Below are 20,439 nucleotides of genomic sequence, written 5' to 3'. Positions count from 1 at the left end.
GATCGCCATGTTCGATTACGAAACCCTGAAACTCATCTGGTGGGTGCTGATCGGCGTGCTGCTGATCGGCTTCGCCCTCACCGACGGCTTCGACATGGGCGCCATGGCGCTGATGCCCTTCGTCGGCAAGACCGACAACGAGCGCCGGGTGGCGATCAACACCATCGCCCCGCACTGGGACGGCAACCAGGTGTGGTTCATCACCGCCGGCGGCGCGCTGTTCGCCGCCTGGCCGATGGTCTACGCGGTGGCCTTCTCCGGGCTGTACTGGGCGATGCTGCTGGTGCTGTTCGCGCTGTTCTGCCGCCCGGTCGGCTTCGACTATCGCAGCAAGCTGGAGAACCGGAAATGGCGCGGCGCCTGGGACTGGGCGCTGTTCGTCGGTGGCGCTCTGCCTGCGCTGCTGTTCGGCGTGGCCTTCGGCAACCTGTTCCTCGGCCTGCCGTTCCGCCTCGACGAGCTGATGCGCTCGACCTACGAGGGTTCGTTCTTCGCCCTGCTGCACCCGTTCGCCCTGCTCGCCGGAGTGGTCAGCCTGAGCATGCTGTGCGCCCACGGCGGCGCCTGGCTGATGCTGCGCACCGACGCCGACCTGCACCAGCGCTCGCGCCAGGCCACCCAGCTGTGCGCGCTGGCGTACCTGCTGAGCTTCGCCGCCGCCGGCACCTGGCTGGTGCTGGGCATCCAGGGCTTCAGTCTGGTCGGCGGCTTCGGTGATCTTGGCGCGGCGCTCAACCCGCTGCACAAGCAGGTGAGCCTGGACAACAGCGGCTGGCTGGCCAACTACGCGCAGTACCCGCTGACCCGATTCGCCCCGCTGGCGGGCCTGGCCGGCGGCGTGCTGGCGCTGCTCGGTGCGCTGTTCAACCGCGGCGGCGTGGCCTTCCTCGGCAGCAGCCTGGCCATCGTCGGCACCCTCTGCACCGCGGGCTTTGCGCTGTTCCCCTTCGTCTTTCCGTCGAGTCTCGACCCGGCGTCGAGCCTGACCGTGTGGGACGCGGTGTCCAGCCACAAGACCCTGGGCATCATGCTGGTGGTGGCGGGCATCTTCGTGCCGCTGATCCTGCTCTACACCCTGTGGTGCTACACCCGCATGTGGGGCCGGCTGACCGACCAGACCATCGAGAGCAACCCGCACGGGTTGTACTGAGCCTGTAGGGTGCGCCATGCGCACCATGGGGCTCGGCGGTTTCCCGGTGCGCGCAGCGCACCCTACTCGATCAGTGCCCACCCGGGCCAAGGAGAACGACAGATGTGGTACTTCGCCTGGATTCTCGGCGTGCTGCTGGCCTGCAGCTTCGGCATCGTCAACGCACTGTGGCTGGAAACCACCCAGGACCTCGACGAGGGCGATGCGGGTGACCGCTGAGCCCCGTCCCTGGCTGCAGCGCGGCAGCAGCCGCGCGGTCTCCCTGCTGCTCGCCGCGCCGCTGGCGCTGGTGCTGCTGATCCATCCCGCCGCCATGCTCGACGCCGAGGGCCGCTACAGCCACGGCCTGCTGATGCTGGTGATGTGGGGCATTTCCAGCGGCTTCATCCACGGCGTCGGCTTCGATCCGTACAGCCGGTTGTGGCGCACGGTGTTCCACCCGCTGGGCGGCTGGCTGCTCATGCTGCTCGGTTACGCGCTTCTCGGGCGGGCGGCGCTTCAATAGGAATGTTCAATCGAACGGCTTGAATCAATCAAATGGGATTGACGGACAGACGGTCGTAGGATGTTTGCCAAGCCGCCAGCCAAGCCAGCCCGACAGTACCGTTCGGCAACCCTGAACACTGATCGCGGGCAACCCCAACGGCAGGCATCTCCCCTAATCTGAAACAGATCAACCCCGATTTGCAGAGGAATATTGCCAGCATGCTCGACGCCAACCTGAAAGCCCAGTTGAAGGCCTACCTCGAAAAGGTCACCCAGCCGTTCGAGATCGTCGCGTCCCTGGACGACGGTGAGACGTCCCGCGAGCTGCTCGCCCTGCTCGAGGACATCAACGGCCTGAGCGACAAGATCGCCCTGAACACCGCAGGCCAGGACGCACGCAAGCCTTCGTTCGGCTTCCGCCGCGACGGCCAGGAGATCGGCCCGCGCTTCGCCGGCATCCCGCTGGGCCACGAGTTCACCTCGCTGGTGCTGGCCCTGCTGCAGGTCGGCGGCCATCCGCCGAAGATTTCCGACGAGCAGATCGCGCAGATCAAGGCGCTCGACGGCGACTACCAGTTCGAAACCTACTACTCGCTGTCCTGCCACAACTGCCCGGACGTGGTGCAGGCGCTCAACCTGATGGCGGTGCTCAACCCGCGCATCAAGCACGTGGCCATCGACGGCGCGCTGTTCCAGGACGAGGTGAACCAGCGCCAGATCATGGCGGTGCCGAGCGTCTACCTCAACGGCGAATCCTTCGGCGCCGGCCGCATGGGCGTCGAGGAGATCCTCGCCAAGCTGGACACCGGCGCCGGCGCCCGCGACGCCGAGAAGCTCAACGCCAGGACCGCCTTCGACGTGCTGGTGGTCGGCGGCGGCCCGGCCGGCGCTTCGGCGGCCATCTACGCCGCGCGCAAGGGCATCCGCACCGGCGTCGCCGCCGAGCGCTTCGGTGGCCAGGTGCTGGACACCATGGCCATCGAGAACTTCATCTCGGTGCCGGAAACCGAAGGCCCGAAACTGGCCCGCGCGCTGGAAGAGCACGTGCGCCAGTACGAGGTCGACATCATCAACCTGCAGCGCGCCAGCAAGCTGATCCCGGCCGAAACCGGCGACGGCCTGCACACCGTGCAGTTCGACAACGGCGGCGAGCTGAAAGCCAGGACCGTGATCCTCGCCACCGGCGCGCGCTGGCGCGAGATGAACGTGCCGGGCGAGCAGGAGTACCGAGGCCGCGGCGTGGCCTACTGCCCGCACTGCGACGGCCCGCTGTTCAAGGGCAAGCGCGTGGCGGTGATCGGCGGCGGCAACTCCGGCGTCGAGGCGGCCATCGACCTGGCCGGCATCGTCGCCCACGTCACCCTGCTGGAGTTCGGCGAGCAGCTGCGCGCCGACGCGGTGCTGCAGAACAAGCTGCGCAGCCTGGCCAACGTCACCGTGATCACCATGGCGCAGACCACCGAGGTGCAGGGCGACGGCCAGAAGGTCACCGGGCTGGTCTACAAGGACCGCCACAACGACGCGGTACACGAGGTCGCGCTGGAAGGCATCTTCGTGCAGATCGGCCTGCTGCCCAACAGCGACTGGCTGAAGGGCACCCTGGAGCTCTCCCGCTTCGGCGAGATCGTGGTCGACGCCAAGGGCCAGACCAGCGTGCCCGGCGTGTTCGCCGCCGGCGACGTGACCACCGTGCCGTACAAGCAGATCGTCATCGCCGTCGGCGAGGGGGCCAAGGCCGCGCTCTCCGCCTTCGACCACCTGATCCGTCAGGGCTGATCGCCAGGCACCCCAGAGCGCCCGCTCCGGCCAGACCGGGGCGGGCGTTTTTTGTAACGGCGGATGCAAGGGACTTGGCTAATCTTTAGATAGGAATTAATCTCATTTGAGGTTTCCTCACAGGAGTGCTGCCATGACCTTTCTGATCGATGCCTGGCTGGACCGCCCGCAACCCTGGCTGCGCATTCTCGACCGCGACAGCGGCCGGGTCTGCGCCCAGTTCGACCCACAGGCCATCGCCGAATTGCAGGAGCAGGGCGATCTGGACCTGGCCAGCCTGAGCAGCAGCGAGCCGTCGGTGCTCAAGGAACTGCTGCAGAATCTGTTCCTGTTCTACTACGCGCGTGGACTGCGGCCGCTGGGTGGTTGAAGCGACCTGGCCTGCCGGGGCTGTCGTGGCTTGCAACACCGCATCGGTTTGCACTTCGTACCAGCAGCCTGTACCTGTGCCATGCTTGCGTTGAGTTCTTTGCGGCCGGCGGTGCAAGGCCCCGGCTGGCGACAGGTGAAGTCAATCCGAGAGCCAGAAGGAGAGTGCAAATGAAGAACCATCTGTTCTGTGTCGGCGCCGAGGTCGGGCCGTCTCCGGCGGGGGATTTTCTGGGGGCGCATGTCAACGTCTACGTCGGCGCCAACGACCTGCGCGAGGCGTTGGAGCGCGCCGAGGCTGCGCTGCAACGGGACGGTTACAAGGTGACCTTCATGCGCGGCTGCTGGGTGGTGGACGTGGCGTGCAACGACGGCTTCTGCCCGGCGGACGTACTGCCCGGCGAGATCAGCGGCGAGCTGCTGTTCAGCGATGCGGTGCACTACGGCGAGTTCCGTGAGCGGACCACCGAGAACGACTACCTCTACTGAGCACTGTCCCTGCCACCCGCCGCGGCGGGTGGCAAGGGTGCACAGTCTCTCCGGCGGAGAGGGTGAAGGCTCAGCCGTCCTCGCCGTCGCCCAGTTCGGTCAGGCGGCTCTCGTAGGCCGGCGCCGCGTAGATGCCGAGGTCCATCGTCAGCTCCATCACCCGCGGCAGGTCGCGGGTATAGATCAGGACCATCTGCAGCTCGGTTTCCAGCGGCTCGCTGAAGTCGAGCAGCTCGTAGCCGCCGGCGTCCGGATTCAGGCTGCTGAGCTCCATCTGGATGCGCTTCAGTGCGTCGAGCAACTCGGCGCCGGCCAGTTCGTCGGCCTTGAGGTGCAGGGCGGACTCGGCGCCGAAGGTGGCGGTTATCTGCCGGAGCAGCTCGTCGGCGCCCTTGGCCTGCAACAGCACGCCGTCGGGCAGGCCGTCGATCAGTACCGATTCGCCGAGCGGGACCGGGCTGCCGGGCTCATGGTCGATGCCCGGATTGGCCGCGAGGAAGGCCTGTGGGTCGGCATAGGCCCGGGCTGCTTCGTCGGCAATGCGCTGGATGTCTTCGTCACGCATGGATCCGGAACTGATCAGGGTAATCAGCTCCACCAGTCGCTCTTTCATGGGAGGGCTCCTCGCGGGATCTGTCGCCTGTTTTCTTGTGCAACCATAGACCATCCGCGCCGCACGCACCCCTGCAACCGCCGCATGGCCGGTCGAGGCCCGGCTCTCCGCCACGCGGGTCGGCTTCAGCCGCTCCGCAAGCCATTGGCTGCCGAGGGTGGCCATCGGCGCTGCGCCGACGACCTGACCGCGGATGTTCAGGTCGAGGACGAGTGCCGGGCATCGACCGCCCATGCCGCCCCTGGTAGCACGGGCAGCGCCGACGGCCGGTCATCCCGGGGCCGCAGGGCTCAGTGCAGGCTGCCTACTTCTTCAGCGGGCAGGTCTTGATGCCGAGCAGAGTGTAGGCCGGGCACCAGCCGAGCAGGCCGGTGGCCAGCGGCAGGATGCCGATCCAGGCCCAGACCGGGCCGCCGGCGATGGCCCAGACGATCAGCGCGATGCCGACCAGGATGCGGGCGATCTTGTCGATGCCGCCAACGTTCTTCTGCATGGGTATTGCCTCCTTGGTGAGATGAATCCATGGGTGCCGGCGAGCGCCGTCACTCGAAGGCCGGCAGGCTCGGTGTCACCACCGCCTTGCCGGCCGCGCTCCAGGCATCGAAGCCGCCGGCGATCGACTGCACGTCCAGGTAGCCCATGTCGTGCAGGGCGCAGGCGGCCAGCGCGGCGCGACCGCTCGTCTTGCAGTACAGCACGATCTTCAGATCGCGGGATGACAGTTCCGGGGTGGCGCTGAACTTGAACTCCAGCAGGCCGCGCGGAATGTTCACCGCGCCGGGAACATGGCCGGCGTGGTATTCGTCGGCCTCGCGCACGTCGAGCAGCAGGTCGGCGTCGCGGATCGCCGCGTCGGCGGCGTCGAGGTCGATCTCACGGATGCGGGCCTTGGCTTCGGCCACCAGGTCATGGGCGCTTTTCACTGTCGCTTTCCTGTCGTGGAGTGGGAATGGCATGGAGTCCGTTGCGGCGCAGGGCGATGGCCTGCAGGGTGGTCTGCGGGTCGAGTTCGGCGAGCGCCTCGAACTGGCTGATGAACACCCGGCCGCCGAAGTGGTCGAGGAAGTCGGACTGCTTGAGACGGTCCATCACCGGGCCCTTGACCTCGGAGAGGTGCAGCTGGATGCCGGCGGCGTGCAGGCGCACGCTGATCGCCTTGAGGCTTTCCAGGGCGCTGGCGTCGATCAGGTTGACCCCCGGGCACATCAGCACCAGGTGCTCGACCTGCGGATGGCGGGCGACCAGCGCGGCGATGCGGTCTTCCAGGTAGCGCGCGTTGGGGAAGTACAGGCTCTCGTCGACGCGCACCGACAGCACCCGCGGGCTTTCCACCACGGCGAAGCGCTCGACGTTGCGGAAGTGCTCGCTGCCCGGCAACTGGCCGACCACGGCGATGTGCGGCTTGCTGGTGCGCCAGAGGAACAGCAGCAGCGACAGGCCGACGCCGAGCAGGATGCCGGCCTCGACGCCGATCAGTAGCACGCCGAGCATGGTGGCGGCCATGGCGGCGGCGTCCTGCCGCGAGTAGCGCCAGGTGCGCCGGAGCGCGCCGAGATCGACCAGGCTGAGTACCGCGACGATGATGGTGGCGGCCAGCACCGCCTGCGGCAGGTTGTGGAACAGCGGAGTGAAGAACAGCACGGTGACGGCGATGCCGACGGCGGTCAGCGCGCCGGCCAGTGGGGTCTGCGCGCCGGCGTCGAAGTTGACCACCGAGCGGGCGAAGCCGCCGGTGACCGGGAAGCCGCCGCTCAGCGCCGCGGCGACGTTGGCGCTGCCGAGGGCGACCAGCTCCTGGTTGGGCTCGATGCGCTGGCGGCGCTGGGCGGCCAGGGTCTGCGCCACCGACACCGACTCGACGAAGCCGACCAGGCTGATCAGCAGCGCCGCCGGCAGCAGCTGACGTGCCAGTGCCAGGTCCAGCGGCGGCAGGTTGAACGCCGGCAGGCCGGTGGGCACGGCGCCGACCACGCGCACGCCGGCGCTGGCCAGATCGAACAGACTGACCACCAGTACCGAGGCCAGCAGGGCGACCACCGGGCCGGTCTTGGCCAGATGGCCGGCCAGGCGTGGGGTGAAGCCGGCGGCCTGCAGCCAGCCGCTGAGCCTGCTACGCACCAGGAACAGGAACACCACGCTCACGCCGCCGATCGCCAGGGTCGGCAGGTGGGTGGCGGGCAGGCCGCCATACAGGCCGTGAAGCAGTTGCGGCGCGGTTTCGCCCTCGATCCTGATGCCGAGGATGTGCTTGAGCTGGCCGAGGGCGATGAGCAGGCCCGAGGCGCTGATGAAGCCGGAGATCACCGGGTGGCTGAGGAAGTTGGCGAGAAAACCCAGGCGCAGCAGCGCCATTGCCAGCAGCAGGACACCGGAGAGCAGGGCCAGCAGCAGGGTGGCGCCGGCGTATTCGGCGCTGCCCGTGGCGAACAGAGGGCCGAGCGCGGCGGCGGTCATCAGCGAGACCACCGCCACCGGGCCGACCGCCAGGGTACGACTGGTGCCGAACAGGGCGTAGGCCACCAGTGGCAGGATGCTGGCGTACAGGCCGTTGACCGGCGGCAGCCCGGCGAGCATGGCGTAGGCCAGGCTCTGCGGGATCAGCATCAGGGTGACGATCAGCGCGGCCAGGGCATCCTTGCCCGCTGCCTCGCGGTCGTAGTGCCGTGCCCACTCCAGGCACGGCAGGAAGCGGGCGAGCCGCTCGTTCATCACTTCTTCTCCTGGGTAAAGTCGCAGGCGGCGGGCGATTCCACCGGGCGTGGTTCGAAGTCCAGGTGCTTCGGCTCGGCCAGCCACTCGTGGCCCTTGAGCATCAGGTCGAAGTAGATGCTGGGCATCCACTTGGTCTTCAGGTCCCAGGCCAGGCGGCGCGGTACCCGCGGGTCGAGAGGGAAGCTGGGCAGCAGTTTGCCGCCGTAGCCGAACTCGGCGAGGATCACCTTGCCGCGCTCGACGGTCAGCGGGCAGGAGCCGTAGCCGTCGTAGATCGCCCGCGGACCGCGTCCGGCGAGCACGCCGTGGACGTTCTCGGCCACCACCGGCGCCTGCTTGCGCACCGCCGCGGCGGTCTTGGCATTGGGCGCGGCGCACACGTCGCCGAGGCTGAAGATGTTGCCGTAGCGCGGATGGCGCAGGGTCTCGTGGTCGGCCTCGACCCAGCCATCGGCGTTGGCCAGCGGGCTCTGGCGGATGAATTCCGGGGCGCGCTGCGGCGGCACCATGTGCAGGAAGTCGAACTCGCGCTCGACCAGGCTGCTGCTGCCGTCGCTGCCAGCGACCTTGAACCAGGCCTTGTGCGCCTCGCCGTCGACCTTGACCAGCGTCTCGTTGAAGTGGAGGTGGGCGCCGTAGCGCTCGACGTACTGCATCAGCGGCGGCACGAAGTCGGCGACGCCGAACAGCACCGCGCCGGCCGAGCAGAAGTCGACCTGGATGTTGCCCAGCACGCCCTGTTTCAGCCAGTGGTCGCAGGACAGGTACATGGCCTTCTGCGGTGCGCCGGCGCACTTGATCGGCATCGGCGGCTGGGTGAACAGTGCGCGGCCGCCGCGCAGGGCCTGCACCTGCTGCCAGGTGTAGGGCGCCAGTTCGAACACGTAGTTGCTGGAGACGCCGTTGCGGCCGAGGGTCTCGCGGGCGCCCTCGATGGCATCCCAGTTGAGGCTCAGCCCCGGGCAGACGATCAGCGCCCGGTAGCCGAGGCGGCTGCCGTCCTCCAGCACCACCTGCTGCTGCTCCGGCTCGAAGGCCGTCGCGGCGGCGCGGATCCACTGCGCCTTGGCGGGGATGCAGCGGGCCATGTCGCGCTCGGTGCGCGCGCGGTCGAACACCCCGGCACCGACCAGGGTCCAGCCCGGCTGGTAGTAGTGCTGGTCGCGCGGTTCGACGATGGCGATGCGCAGGCCGGCGTCGCGCTTGAGCAGGCTGGCGGTGACCGCGCAGCCGGCCGCGCCGCCGCCGATCACCAGTACGTCGTAGCGCGGCGTGTGCGCGTAGGCGGCCGCCGGCTGCGGCCGGTTGGGCAGGGTCTGCCAGCGCTGCTTGAGGCGCGGCTGCAGGGCGGCCAGCTCGTAGCCGGCCTCCTTCGCGGTGGCCAGCAGGGCCTCGGGATGCAGGTGATGGGCCTCGGCCAGCGCCCACAGGGTGGTCGAGCGGGTGCCGGTGCGGCAGAAGGCCAGCACCGGTCCCCTGACCTGGTCGAGCAGCTCGCGGAAGGCGCTGACGTCCTCGTCGGTGATCTGGCCGGAGACCACCGGCAGGTGGTGGTACTCCAGGCCGGAGGCCTCGGCCGCGGTGCGCAGCGTGGCGCTGGAGGGCTGGCCTTCGCCCTCGTCGTCCGGACGGTTGTTGATCACGCAGCGGTAGCCGCTGGCGGCCAGGGCTCCCATGTCGGCAGGTTCGAGCTGGCCAGCCACGGCGATGAACGGGGTCAGGCGCTTGATCGGTTGCATCTTGTCGTTCTCCATTCTGCGTTGGAGTGCGGGGCGGCGTCAGAGCACGTCGAGCGGGATCTTCAGGTAGCGGCTGCCGTTGCTCTCGGCCGGCGGCAGCTCGCCGGCGCGCATGTTGATCTGCACCGAGGGCAGGATCAGCGCCGGCATGCCGAGGGTGGCGTCGCGGGCCTGGCGCATGGCGACGAAGTCCTCTTCGCCGACCCCCTCGTGGATGTGCACGTTGTGCTCACGTTCAGCGCCGATGGTCGTTTCGTAGAGGTATTCGTCGCGCCCCGGCGCCTTGTAGTCGTGGCACATGAACACGCGGGTCGCGTCCGCCAGGCTGAACAGCTTGGTGTGGATCGAACGGTACAGGGCGCGTGCGTCGCCGCCGGGGAAGTCACAGCGCGCGGTGCCGTAGTCGGGCATGAACAGGGTGTCGCCGACGAAGGCGGCGTCGCCGATCAGGTAGGTCATGCACGCCGGGGTGTGGCCGGGGGTGTGGATGGCGCGGGCCTTGATGGTGCCGACGCGGAACTCCTCGTCGTCGTGGAACTGGTGGTCGAACTGGCGGCCGTCGGTGGCGAACTCGGCCCCGGCGTTGAACAGCTTGCCGAAGGTCTGCTGGATCACGGTGATGCGGTCGCCGATGCCCAGTTGGCCGCCGAGCTGTTCCTTGAGGTAGTGGCCGGCGCTCAGGTGGTCGGCGTGCACGTGGGTCTCGAGGATCCACTGCACGCTCAGGCCGTGCTCGCGCACGTAGGCGATCATGCGGTCGGCGCTCTTGTGCGAGGTGCGCCCGGCGGCGGGGTCGTAGTCCAGAACGGGGTCGATCAGCGCGCACTGGCGGCTGGTCGGGTCGCTCACCACGTAGCTGTAGGTGTAGGTGGCGGGATCGAAGAAGGCTTCGACGTGGGCGTTCATGGGGCTTCCTCCGTGGTTGTCTGTATACCCTTGGGGGTATTCTGTGGTTCAAGCCTACTGCGCTTTTTGGTTCTATGCATAGAATTAATAATTATAAAGTATGAAGGCCATGCCTCAGGGCTGCAGTGTGGACCGCGCGGACCTACCCCGTGGCTTGCGTCGGTCATTCATGGCGCTGCGGCCGGAGCCGTCTGGCCAGCGCTTTTGACAGGAAGGCGGCCTTTGGGCAGAGTGCCGGCCTTTCGCCCGCGGGCGATCCCGAAATCTGGAGTGAAGATATGAACGCGGTACTCATCGCCGTCGGCCTGATGCTGGTACTCAGCCTGGCCCGCGTGCATGTGGTGGTCGCCCTGATCCTCGGCGCCCTGGCCGGAGGCATGGCCGGCGGTCTCGGCATCGAGGGCACCCTGGCGGCCTTCAACAAGGGGCTGGGTGGCGGCGCCACCGTGGCCCTGTCCTACGCGCTGCTCGGTGCTTTCGCGGTGGCCATCGCCCGTTCCGGCATGGCCCACGCCCTGGCGGACCGGGCGCTGCATCTGGTCGGCCGCCAGGAGGCCAATGGCGGTGCCGCGGTGAAATGGCTGGTGCTCGGCCTGCTGCTGCTGGTGGCGGTGGCGTCGCAGAACATCCTGCCGATCCACATCGCCTTCATCCCGCTGCTGGTGCCGCCGCTGCTTTACGTGATGAGCCGCCTGCAGCTCGACCGCCGACTGATCGCCTGCGTGCTGACCTTCGGCCTGATCACCCCGTACATGTTCCTGCCGGTGGGCTTCGGCGGCATCTTCCTCAACGACATCCTGCTGGCCAACGTCAGCCGCAGCGGCGTCGACGTGGCTGGCATCAGTGTCACCCAGGCCATGGCGATCCCGGCGCTGGGCATGCTGTGCGGCCTGCTGCTGGCCTTCGTCAGCTACCGCAAGCCGCGCCAGTACGACCTGGCGGCGATCGAGCAGGTGGAGCAGGTGGAGCGCCGCTACAGCCCGCGCACCCTGCTGGTCGCCGGCGTGGCGGTGGCGGTGGCCTTCGCCGTGCAGCTGTGGCTGGACTCGATGATCATCGGCGCGCTGGCCGGCTTCGTGGTGTTCTCCGCCTCCGGGGTGGTGCGCTGGCGCGAGGCCGACGGCCTGTTCACCGAGGGCATGAAGATGATGGCGATGATCGGCTTCATCATGATCGCCGCCGCCGGCTTCGCCGAGGTGATGCGCGAGACCGGCCACGTCAAGGCGCTGGTGGACGCCGCCGCCGGGGCGATCGGCAACAGCAAGGCGCTCGGCGCGCTGCTGATGCTGCTGGTCGGCCTGCTGGTGACCATGGGCATCGGCTCGTCGTTCTCCACCGTGCCGATCATCGCGGCGATCTTCGTGCCGCTGGGTGTGGAGCTGGGCTTCAGCCCGCTGGCCATCGTCAGCCTGGTGGGCACCGCCGGTGCGCTGGGCGACGCCGGCTCGCCGGCCTCCGACTCGACCCTCGGCCCGACCTCCGGCCTCAACGTCGACGGCCAGCACAACCACATCTGGGACAGCGTGGTGCCGACCTTCCTGCACTACAACCTGCCGCTGCTGGCCTTCGGCTGGCTGGCGGCGATGGTGCTGTGACGCCGCGGCGCAAATGAAAAAGCCGGAGCATGGGCTCCGGCTTTTTTCTGCCCGCGTCCGGGATCAGGACGGGAACAGTTCGCCCAGCTTGAGGGCCAGCATCATGTCGCCTTCGGTGCGCAGCTTGCCGCCGAGGAAGGCCTCCATGCCGCTGATCTCGCCCTTGAGGATGCCCTTGAGGGTGGCGCTGTTCATGATCAGGGTCACGTTGGGCTCATCGGCATCGCCCGGGTGCAGTGCGCAGGTGCCGTTGTTGATCGCCAGGTAGTAGTTTTCGGCGTCCTCGATCTGGAACTGGAACACCAGATCCAGACCGGAGGCGGCGCTGGCGTTGAAGCGGCTCTGCATGGTTTCGATGACTTGGGCGACACTGCTCATGTACGGGTCCTTTTTGGTCTGGTTGGCGCGGTCCGGCAGTCGACCGCCCCTCGGCGAGGGTAGGGTGGTCGCCCGCGGGCTGTCAACGGCGGGAGATCCGGCCATTGGTATGACCATCCTGATGGTCGTCGGGCCACCTTGCGGGTGGCCGCCACCGGGCTGCACCGGTATGCTTTGCCATTGACCTCGTCGCACAGATGACCTGTCGCTAAGGAGCAAACGTGGAATTTCTTGCCGACTATGCCGGCTTTCTCGCCAGGACGGTGACCGTGCTGGCGGCCATCCTCGTCGTGCTGGCCGCCGTGGCTGTACTGCGGTCCCGCGACCGGCGTTCCGGCGGGCACCTCGAGGTGCACAAGCTCAACGATTTCTACAAGGCCCTGCGCGAGCGTCTGCAGGACAGCGTGCTCGACAAGGAGCAGCTCAAGGCCCTGCGCAAGGAAGAGAGCAAGACGGAGAAGGCCGAGAAGAAGTCCGGCGCGCACAAGCCGCGCGTCTACGTGCTGGATTTCGACGGCGACATCAAGGCCTCGGCCGGCGAGCACCTGCGCCACGAGGTCACCGCGCTGCTGAGCCTGGCCACGCCGCAGGACGAGGTGGTCGTGCGCCTGGAAAGCGGCGGCGGCATGGTGCACAGCTACGGCCTGGCTTCCTCGCAGCTGGCGCGCATCCGTCAGGCCGGCGTGCCGCTCACCGTGTGCGTGGACAAGGTGGCGGCCAGCGGCGGCTACATGATGGCCTGCATCGGCGAGAAAATCCTCGCCGCGCCCTTCGCCATCCTCGGCTCGATCGGGGTGGTGGCGCAGCTGCCCAACTTCCATCGCCTGCTGAAGAAGCACGCCATCGACTTCGAGGTGCTCACCGCCGGCGAGTACAAGCGCACCCTGACCGTGTTCGGCGAGAACACCGACAAGGGCCGCGAGAAGTTCCAGGAGGACCTGGAGACCACCCACGAGCTGTTCAAGAACTTCGTCGCCCGCTACCGGCCGCAGTTGGCCATCGACGAGATCGCCACCGGCGAGGTCTGGCTCGGCCAGGCGGCGCTGGGCAAGCAGCTGGTCGACGAACTGAAGACCAGCGACGAATACCTGGCCGAGCGTGCCCAGCACGCCGAGCTTTTCCAGTTGCGCTACCACGAGAAGAAGAGCCTGCAGGAACGTGTCGGCCTGGCGACCGCCCAGGTCCTCGACGGCGTGCTGCTGCGCTGGTGGAGCCGGCTGTCACAACCCCGTTTCTGGCAGTAGCAGTCCGCTGCCGCCGCTGGCGGCCACCCATCGACGGACTGCCGAGGAGAGCAGGATGACAAGTTTCAAGGCCCTGTGGGTCACCGAGAGTGCCCCGGGGATATTCGACCAGGCGGTGGTGCAGCGCGAGCTGGACGACCTGCCGCCGGGCGAGGTGCTGATACGCGTGCGCTATTCCTCGCTCAACTACAAGGATGCGCTGTCGGCGAGCGGCAATCGCAAGGTGACCCGGGAGTATCCGCACACGCCCGGCATCGACGCCGCCGGCGAGGTGGTGGAGTGCGCGACCGGTGAGTTCCAGCCGGGCGATGAGGTGATAGTCACCGGCTACGACCTGGGCGCCAACACGGCCGGCGGCTTCGCCCAGTACATCCGCGTGCCGGCGGCCTGGGTGGTGCGCTGCCCGGCCGGCCTCTCCCTGCGCGACTCCATGCTGCTCGGCACCGCCGGGCTGACCGCCGGGCTGTGCATCGAGAAGCTGCAGCACGTCGGCCTCGACGGCGAGGCCGGGCCGGTGCTGGTCACCGGCGCCTGCGGCGGCGTGGGCAGCATCGCCGTGCTGCTGCTGACCCGGCTCGGCTACACGGTGGCCGCGTCCACCGGCAAGCTGGAGCAGGCCGAGTTCCTCAACCGGCTGGGTGCCCAGCAGATCATCGACCGCACCCTGCTGCGCGACGGCGCCGACAAGCCGCTGCTGCGCATGCGCTGGGCCGGGGCGGTGGATACCGTCGGTGGCGACATCCTGTTCAACGTGGTGAAGTCGTTGCAGTACGGTGCCAGCGTCACCTGCTGCGGGCTGACCGCCAGCGCGGCGATGAGTCGCGCCTCGGTGCTGCCGTTCATCCTGCGCGGGGTCAACCTGCTGGGGGTCGACTCGGTGGAGCTGCCGCGCGCGGTGAAGGCGGCGATGTGGGAGAAACTGGCCGGCCCCTGGAAGCTCGACAACCTGGAGCTGGTCTGCCATGAGGTCAGCCTCGACGAGCTGCCCGAGGAGATCAGGCGCATGCTGGCCGGGCGCATGGTCGGGCGCATGCTGGTGCGCATCGACTGAGGCGCACCCTACGGCCATTCACCAGCCGCACACAGCAAAAAGCCCCGCATTGCGGGGCTTTTTGCTGACAGCGAGGTCGAAACTCAGCGGCGGCGGAACAGCGGTTGCGGCTGGTCGACACCGGTCTGGTAGGTCACCGAGAAGTCCGACAGGCCCTTGAGGGCGTCTTCCGGGTCGCGATCCGGGCGCACGGCGAAGGCATCGAAGCCGCAGCGGTGCATGAAGAAGATCTGGTCGCGCAGCACGTCGCCGATGGCGCGGATCTCGCCCTGATAGCCGTAGCGCTCGCGCAGCAGGCGGGCGCTGGAGAAGTGGCGGCCGTCGGTGAACACCGGGAAGTCGAGGGCGATGACCTTGAAGTATTTCAGGTCGTCGACGATCTCCTCGATCTGCTCGTGGCTCTGCAGCCACACGCCCAGGCCGCCGTCGCGCACCTTGAGGGCGTGGCTGGACTCCAGCCACAGGCCCAGCGGCACGATCAGGTCGTCGCTGTTGGAGATGCCGTCGAGGGTGGCGTCGGCCGGCAGCAGGTGCCAGCGCTCGTCGATGACTTCGCCGTTCTTAATGATTCTTTGCATAGACGCGTTCCTTGAAGGGATCGATGCCGATACGGCGGAAGGTATCGATGAAGCGCTCTTCCTCGTTGCGCTGACCGACGTACACCTCGATGATCTTGGCGATCACGTCGGCCATGTCGTCCTGGGCGAAGGACGGGCCGAGGATCTGGCCGAGGCTGGCGTTGCGGCCGGCTTCGCCGCCCAGCGACACCTGGTAGAACTCCTCGCCCTTCTTGTCGACGCCGAGGATGCCGATGTTGCCGATGTGGTGGTGACCACAGGCGTTCATGCAGCCGGAGATGTTCAGGTCGATCTCGCCGAGGTCGAACACGTAGTCGAGGTCGTCGAAACGGCGCTGGATGGCTTCGGCGATCGGGATCGACTTGGCGTTGGCCAGCGAGCAGAAGTCGCCGCCCGGGCAGCAGATGATGTCGGTCAGCAGGCCGATGTTCGGCGTGGCCAGGCCCAGTTCGCGCAGCTCGCCCCACAGGGCGAACAGCTGGGACTGCTCGACGTCGGCGAGGATGATGTTCTGCTCGTGGCTGGTGCGCGCCTCGCCGAAGCTGTAGCGCTCGGCCAGGTCGGCGATGGCGTCGAACTGCTTGTCGGTGACGTCGCCGGGGGCGATACCGGTCGGCTTGAGCGACAGGGTCACGGCGGCGTAGCCTGGCTTCTTGTGGCCGGCCACGTTGCGCGAACGCCAGCGGGCGAAGCCCGGGTGCTCAGCGTCCAGGGCGGCGAGGGCGGCGCTCTGGTCCTGCAGGGCCTGGTAGGCCGGGTCGACGAAGTGCTGGGCGACGCGGTCGAGTTCTGCCTGGGTCAGGGTGGCCGGGCCGTCCTTGAGGTGTGCCCACTCGGCGGCGACGCGCTCGGCGAACACTTCCGGGGTCAGCGCCTTGACCAGGATCTTGATCCGCGCCTTGTACTTGTTGTCACGGCGACCGTAACGGTTGTACACGCGCAGGATGGCTTCCAGGTAGGTCAGCAGGTGCTGCCAGGGCAGGAATTCGTTGATGAAGCTGCCGACGATCGGGGTACGGCCCAGGCCGCCGCCGACCAGCACGCGGAAGCCCAGCTCGCCGGCGGCGTTGTGCACCGGCTCCAGGCCGATGTCGTGCACCTCGATGGCTGCGCGGTCGGCCGCCGAGCCGTTCACCGCGATCTTGAACTTGCGCGGCAGGTGGGCGAATTCCGGGTGGAAGGTGGCCCACTGGCGGATGATCTCGCACCACGGACGCGGGTCGATCACCTCGTCGGGGGCGACGCCGGCGAACTGGTCGGTGGTGACGTTGCGGATGCAGTTGCCGCTGGTCTGGATGGCGTGCATCTGCACGCTGGCCAGCTCGGCGAGCATGTCCGGCACGTCTTCCAGCTTCGGCCAGTTGTACTGGACGTTCTGACGGGTGCTGATGTGGGCGTAGTTCTTGTCGTAGTCGCGGGCCAGCTTGGCCAGCATGCGCAGCTGCGGCGCGGACAGCAGGCCGTAGGGCACGCAGACGCGCAGCATGGGCGCGTGGCGCTGCACATACAGACCGTTCTGCAGACGCAGCGGGCGGAATTCCTCTTCGCTCAGCTCGCCGGTCAGGAAGCGGCGGGTTTGATCGCGGAACTGCGCGACGCGCTCCTCGATGATCCTCTGATCGTACTCGTCGTATACGTACATGTAATTCTCTGCTCTCAGGCTGTCAGCGAACCGGGCCGGTGCGGGGCTGCCGGTCTGCGTGGTGCGTCTGCGACGCGCACGGCGACGCACTCCGGTGGAGTGGCGGGCACGATAGCAGCTCGCATTTATGCAAGAAAGTGAAGAATAACTATATGTACATAACCGGAATAGATAACGACCGCCGGCTCGATCAGTCTGTGGCGGTCTGCTGCGCACCCGGTTCGGCATGCACGACCAGATTGCGCCCGCGGCGCTTGGCGTCGTACAGCGCCTGGTCGGCCATCGCCAGCACCTGGTCGATGTCGGTGCTGCTGTCCGGCCAGTGGGCCACGCCGAGGGACAGGGTGATCGAGCCGCAGTCCAGCTCGGCGCAGTCGGTCATGCACAGGCGCAGGCGTTCGGCCACCCGCGCGGCGGCGTCCAGGGCGGTGCCCGGCAGCAGCATGACGAACTCCTCGCCGCCGATGCGGCAGAGCACGTCGAGCTCGCGCGAATTCTCGCGCATCAGCCCCGCCAGCTGTTGCAGCACCAGATCGCCCTTGGCATGACCGTGGGTGTCGTTGACCTGCTTGAAGTGGTCGATATCCAGGGCGATGACCGCGAACGGCTGCCCGCAGGCCTGCCACTGCTCGAGGGTGAGCTGCAGGCCGCGGCGGTTGTACAGCCCGGTGAGCGGGTCGGTCATGCTGGCAAGGCTGAGCCGGTCGATCTTGCGGTCGAGCCGCGCGAGCCCGGCGAGCAGGGCGCGCTTGAGCTCGGCGGCCTCGAAATACCAGGTCCTGACGGTGCCGATCTGCGCCGCGGTGGCCTGCGAGTCCATGGCGCGCACCTTGCTGGCCATCTGCCAGAGCGGCTGGGAGATCAGCCGCGACAGCCACCAGATGGCCAGCAGACTGAGCAGCGAGAGGGGTAGCGCGTGCTGCAGGATGCCGAGCATCAGGCCATCCAGTTGCTTCAGGGTGCCGAGCGTGGGGCTCTGGGCGACCACGCCCCAGCCGATGGAGGCGATCGGCGCGTAGCCGGCGAGCATGTCGATGCCCAGCGAGTTGGTCAGCCGCCGGCTGCCGCTCTGCCCGTCGATCAAAGCGTCGACCGCCGGGTTGTCGTCGATCAGGTTGCCGAGGCGCTCGCTATCGGGGTGGTAGAGCAGCCGTCCTGCGCGGTCGACCACATAGATGTAGGAGCCGTCGCGATAGAAGTGTTCGCCGAGCAGGTGGTTGAGGATGTTCTGTTCGCGTAGGTGGATGCTGCCGCCGACATAACCGAGATAGCGGCCGTCCGCGGCGAAGATCGGGTGGGCGATCATCACCTCCAGGTGCCCGGTGACGGAAATATATGGCTGGCTGACCAGCGGCTGGCGCTTGTCGACGGCCTCGATGGCGCCGGCGGTGCTGAGGATGCTGTCGGTGCTATTCAGCGCTGCCGGGGCGATGGCCAGGACCTTGCGCTCGGCATTGACGACATACACCGAGTTGAAGATCTCCGACTGCTGCTTCAGGCGTTCGGCCTCCGCTGCCGCACGCTGCGGCTGATCGAGTTCGGCGGCGAGCTGTGTGGCGCTCCAGGCCAGTTGCTGGTGGGTCACCGCGAGCAGCACTTCGGTGCTTTCCGCCAGCTTGCTGGCGTACACCCGGTTGGCTTCCAGGGTCTGCCCGATCAGCAGGCTGCGCTGCACCTGGTAGCTGGCGTGGAAGGTGTTGGCCAGGGTGAGCAGCGCGGTGGCGACCGTCAGCAGCAGGATCAGGCGCCGCAGGTCGAACCGGAACACGGGTAGGTGGCGCATGGGGCGAAGGCGCTGATTCATTCGTACGAAACAGGCTGCAAATCTTAACACTTTAATAGCCGCCAACGGCGGCAACCGACGGGCGTGGCGCCTTGAACTTTGGTGGTGGGCTGGCTTGACTGAGTACAGACACAACCCGGAGGAACGGTCATGCAGCGGGACGAACGGGAGCGGGAAAGCAGGGTGATGGTGGCGGTGGCGGACAGCCGTGTGGATGCCTGGGCGGCGCTGAGCCTGATCTGCATCGTGGTGGCGACGGCGATCTTCTGGGTCGCCGGGCACTGAGCAGCGTTACGCGACGCCGCTGAGACCGAGCACCAGGCGCACCACGGCGAACAGCACCAGCACGAACAGGCCGGTGAACAGCAGGCCGAGGATGATGAAGTGGCTGGGCTTGCCGCGGCCGAAGTCGCGCATGCGGTTCTTGTTGCTCTGCACGCCGAAGGCGGCGGCCAGCACGCTCTGCAGCATCTCGCGCAGGGTGAGGGGGGGCTCGCCCGGCTCGTCATGGGGTTTGCGCTCGTCGTTCATGGCTGGCTCCACTGCGATTGCTCCTGCAAGCTTTGCCGGCGTTGCGCCGCTGCGCAAGTTACAACTCGATGCGCGCCCAGTCGCGCTTCTGCCACATGACGGCGAACAGCAGCGAGGCGAAGCCGCGCTGCAGCATGTACAGCGCCCAGATCGCCAGCAGACCGTAGCCGAGCACCGGACCGATCAGGTAGGCCAGCGGCAGGAACAACAGCCACTGGTTGCCCAGGCTCACCGCCATCACCGTGCGGCTGGCGCCGGCACCGAGCAGCGCCTGGGTCAGCACCAGCGAGGCGCAGTCCAGCACCATGCACAGGCCGGTCAGGCGCAGCGGCCAGGTACCCAGCTCGATCAGCCGCGGATCGTTGACGAACAGGCCGAGGATCGCCTCGGGGAACAGCCAGAAGGGAATGCCGAGCAGCGTCAGGCCCAGGGCGGCGATGCGCACCACCTCCCAGCCCCAGCGGTGCGCGGCCTCCACGTCACCCTCGCCGAGGCTGTGGCTGACCAGGGTGGTGGCTGCCATGCCCAGGCCGATGGCCGGCAGGATCAGCAGCAGGGTCAGGTTGATCAGCACATGGGCCACCGCCAGCTCGGCGCTGCCGATCTGCGCGATGATCCAGAACAGCAGGGTGATGCCGGTGGCGAACAGGAACTGCTGCAGCGAGTTGGGCAGCGCCAGGCGCAGCAGCACGCGGAACTCGATGGCCTGCGGCCGCCCGCGCAGGAAGCCGCCGTTGCGCGCCACCCGCCAGGTCTGCACCAGGTAGACCAGCGAGCCGAGGTAGAGGGCGATGCAGGTGCCCAGCCCCGAGCCTTCCGCGCCCATGCGCGGCAGGCCGAGCAGGCCGTGGATCAGGCAGTAGCTCAGCGCGGCGTTGAACAGGTGCATGCCGAGCAGGATGCGCAGGTACATGCCCGAGCGGTGGCTGCCGTTCCAGAAGCCGCGGAACGAGAAGTTCAGGCCCACCGCGGCGACCGCCAGCACCCGCCACTGGAAGTACTCGCGGGCGATGCCGGCGACCTCCGGGTCCTGGGTCAGCAGGTCGATGATCTGCGGCGCGAGCAGCCAGCAGGCGAGGCCGAGCGGCAGGCCGACCAGCAGGGCCATTGCCAGGCCGGCGTTGAGCGGCGTCGCTTCCTCCAGCAGCCGGCCCTCGCCGCGCCGCCGCGCGACCAGCGCCTGCACCGCCGAACCGAGGCCCATGATCAGCGACACCGCGACGAAGTTGGCGTAGCTGCCCAGGCCCACCCCGGCCAGCGCCTTTTCCCCCAGGTGCCCGACCATGGCCGCGTCGACCAGGTTGATCAGACTCTGGCTGAGCATGCCACCGATGATCGGCAGGCCGAGGAAGAGGATCTGATACAGGCGCTGGCGATCGGGCATGAAGGGGGAAATC

Annotated in this window: 22 protein-coding genes; 10 read left to right on the top strand and 12 right to left on the bottom strand. The window is 67.9% G+C overall.

Annotation, left to right across the window (positions count from 1 at the left end; genetic code table 11):
- The first annotated feature begins 7 nt into the window (after positions 1-7).
- The 6 genes from cydB to BLT78_RS07735 all read left to right on the top strand — a co-directional run bounded on the left by cydB (position 8) and on the right by BLT78_RS07735 (position 4,270).
- The gene (cydB, locus tag BLT78_RS07760) at positions 8-1,150 is read left to right on the top strand and encodes a cytochrome d ubiquinol oxidase subunit II (protein ID WP_090348422.1); all 1,143 of its coding nucleotides are present in this window, start codon (positions 8-10) and stop codon (positions 1,148-1,150) included.
- A 102-nt stretch (positions 1,151-1,252) separates the two neighbouring features.
- Positions 1,253-1,369, top strand: a complete 117-nt coding sequence (gene cydX / locus BLT78_RS07755) for a cytochrome bd-I oxidase subunit CydX (RefSeq protein WP_090348421.1) — start codon at positions 1,253-1,255, stop codon at positions 1,367-1,369.
- Positions 1,353-1,655 carry a cyd operon YbgE family protein gene (locus tag BLT78_RS07750; RefSeq protein WP_090348420.1) on the top strand — a complete coding sequence of 101 codons (303 nt, stop codon included), beginning with the start codon at positions 1,353-1,355 and terminating at the stop codon, positions 1,653-1,655. Before cydX ends, BLT78_RS07750 begins: the two co-directional genes overlap by 17 nt.
- Positions 1,656-1,855: 200 nt before the next feature.
- On the top strand, positions 1,856-3,412 hold the full coding sequence (gene ahpF, locus BLT78_RS07745) for an alkyl hydroperoxide reductase subunit F (RefSeq protein ID WP_090348419.1): 1,557 nt from the start codon (positions 1,856-1,858) through the stop codon (positions 3,410-3,412).
- A gap of 133 nt (positions 3,413-3,545) precedes the next feature.
- Positions 3,546-3,782, top strand: a complete 237-nt coding sequence (locus BLT78_RS07740) for a hypothetical protein (RefSeq protein WP_090348418.1) — start codon at positions 3,546-3,548, stop codon at positions 3,780-3,782.
- Between the two features lie 170 nt (positions 3,783-3,952).
- Positions 3,953-4,270 (top strand): hypothetical protein, encoded by a 318-nt coding sequence (locus BLT78_RS07735; protein WP_090348417.1) that lies wholly within the window; start codon positions 3,953-3,955, stop codon positions 4,268-4,270.
- Between the two features lie 70 nt (positions 4,271-4,340).
- Here the strand turns inward: BLT78_RS07735 and BLT78_RS07730 are convergent, their stop codons facing one another.
- The 6 genes from BLT78_RS07730 to BLT78_RS07705 form a co-directional block, all read right to left on the bottom strand.
- Positions 4,341-4,883: a hypothetical protein gene (locus BLT78_RS07730; protein WP_090348416.1), complete on the bottom strand. Its 543-nt coding sequence runs from the start codon at positions 4,881-4,883 to the stop codon at positions 4,341-4,343.
- Positions 4,884-5,187: 304 nt separating this feature from the next.
- Complete coding sequence (locus tag BLT78_RS07725) at positions 5,188-5,376, bottom strand: YgaP family membrane protein (RefSeq protein ID WP_090348415.1); 189 nt, start codon at positions 5,374-5,376, stop codon at positions 5,188-5,190.
- 49 nt (positions 5,377-5,425) lie between these two features.
- On the bottom strand, positions 5,426-5,806 hold the full coding sequence (locus tag BLT78_RS07720) for a rhodanese-like domain-containing protein (protein WP_090348414.1): 381 nt from the start codon (positions 5,804-5,806) through the stop codon (positions 5,426-5,428).
- Positions 5,790-7,592 carry a SulP family inorganic anion transporter gene (locus BLT78_RS07715; protein WP_090348413.1) on the bottom strand — a complete coding sequence of 601 codons (1,803 nt, stop codon included), beginning with the start codon at positions 7,590-7,592 and terminating at the stop codon, positions 5,790-5,792. The genes BLT78_RS07720 and BLT78_RS07715 overlap by 17 nt, the downstream gene beginning before the upstream one ends.
- Positions 7,592-9,334 (bottom strand): bifunctional protein tyrosine phosphatase family protein/NAD(P)/FAD-dependent oxidoreductase, encoded by a 1,743-nt coding sequence (locus BLT78_RS07710; RefSeq protein WP_090348412.1) that lies wholly within the window; start codon positions 9,332-9,334, stop codon positions 7,592-7,594. The genes BLT78_RS07715 and BLT78_RS07710 overlap by 1 nt, the downstream gene beginning before the upstream one ends.
- A gap of 39 nt (positions 9,335-9,373) precedes the next feature.
- The gene (locus BLT78_RS07705) at positions 9,374-10,240 is read right to left on the bottom strand and encodes an MBL fold metallo-hydrolase (protein WP_090348411.1); all 867 of its coding nucleotides are present in this window, start codon (positions 10,238-10,240) and stop codon (positions 9,374-9,376) included.
- A 278-nt stretch (positions 10,241-10,518) separates the two neighbouring features.
- Here BLT78_RS07705 and BLT78_RS07700 point away from each other — a divergent pair, with 278 nt between their 5' ends.
- The gene (locus tag BLT78_RS07700) at positions 10,519-11,835 is read left to right on the top strand and encodes a Na+/H+ antiporter family protein (protein WP_090348410.1); all 1,317 of its coding nucleotides are present in this window, start codon (positions 10,519-10,521) and stop codon (positions 11,833-11,835) included.
- 63 nt (positions 11,836-11,898) lie between these two features.
- On the opposite strand, the gene BLT78_RS07695 is transcribed toward BLT78_RS07700, so the two are convergent.
- Entirely contained in the window at positions 11,899-12,213 is a 315-nt protein-coding gene (locus BLT78_RS07695) for an SCP2 sterol-binding domain-containing protein (RefSeq protein ID WP_090348409.1), read from the bottom strand.
- Between the two features lie 221 nt (positions 12,214-12,434).
- Between BLT78_RS07695 and sohB the strand changes: the two genes are divergently transcribed.
- Both sohB and BLT78_RS07685 read left to right on the top strand, forming a co-directional pair.
- Positions 12,435-13,457 carry a protease SohB gene (sohB, locus tag BLT78_RS07690; RefSeq protein ID WP_090348408.1) on the top strand — a complete coding sequence of 341 codons (1,023 nt, stop codon included), beginning with the start codon at positions 12,435-12,437 and terminating at the stop codon, positions 13,455-13,457.
- 55 nt (positions 13,458-13,512) lie between these two features.
- Complete coding sequence (locus tag BLT78_RS07685) at positions 13,513-14,508, top strand: YhdH/YhfP family quinone oxidoreductase (protein WP_090348407.1); 996 nt, start codon at positions 13,513-13,515, stop codon at positions 14,506-14,508.
- Between the two features lie 83 nt (positions 14,509-14,591).
- Here the strand turns inward: BLT78_RS07685 and BLT78_RS07680 are convergent, their stop codons facing one another.
- From BLT78_RS07680 to BLT78_RS07670, 3 genes are all read right to left on the bottom strand, one after another.
- Positions 14,592-15,086 (bottom strand): DUF934 domain-containing protein, encoded by a 495-nt coding sequence (locus BLT78_RS07680; protein ID WP_090348406.1) that lies wholly within the window; start codon positions 15,084-15,086, stop codon positions 14,592-14,594.
- A complete protein-coding gene (locus tag BLT78_RS07675) occupies positions 15,070-16,728 on the bottom strand; it encodes a nitrite/sulfite reductase (RefSeq protein WP_090348405.1) in 1,659 nt (552 codons plus the stop codon). The genes BLT78_RS07680 and BLT78_RS07675 overlap by 17 nt, the downstream gene beginning before the upstream one ends.
- A 190-nt stretch (positions 16,729-16,918) precedes the next feature.
- Entirely contained in the window at positions 16,919-18,511 is a 1,593-nt protein-coding gene (locus BLT78_RS07670; protein WP_172830772.1) for a GGDEF domain-containing protein, read from the bottom strand.
- 150 nt (positions 18,512-18,661) lie between these two features.
- Here BLT78_RS07670 and BLT78_RS21810 point away from each other — a divergent pair, with 150 nt between their 5' ends.
- Positions 18,662-18,796 (top strand): hypothetical protein, encoded by a 135-nt coding sequence (locus BLT78_RS21810; RefSeq protein WP_269458082.1) that lies wholly within the window; start codon positions 18,662-18,664, stop codon positions 18,794-18,796.
- A gap of 6 nt (positions 18,797-18,802) precedes the next feature.
- On the opposite strand, the gene BLT78_RS07665 is transcribed toward BLT78_RS21810, so the two are convergent.
- Together BLT78_RS07665 and BLT78_RS07660 are read right to left on the bottom strand one after the other, a co-directional pair.
- Positions 18,803-19,042, bottom strand: a complete 240-nt coding sequence (locus BLT78_RS07665; RefSeq protein ID WP_090348404.1) for a DUF2970 domain-containing protein — start codon at positions 19,040-19,042, stop codon at positions 18,803-18,805.
- 58 nt (positions 19,043-19,100) lie between these two features.
- Positions 19,101-20,426: an MATE family efflux transporter gene (locus BLT78_RS07660; protein WP_090348403.1), complete on the bottom strand. Its 1,326-nt coding sequence runs from the start codon at positions 20,424-20,426 to the stop codon at positions 19,101-19,103.
- Positions 20,427-20,439: the final 13 nt, after the last annotated feature.

The sequence above is a fragment of the Pseudomonas oryzae genome (genome assembly GCF_900104805.1).
Classification (GTDB): domain Bacteria; phylum Pseudomonadota; class Gammaproteobacteria; order Pseudomonadales; family Pseudomonadaceae; genus Geopseudomonas; species Geopseudomonas oryzae.
This window is presented reverse-complemented; position numbering and strand designations above follow the sequence as displayed.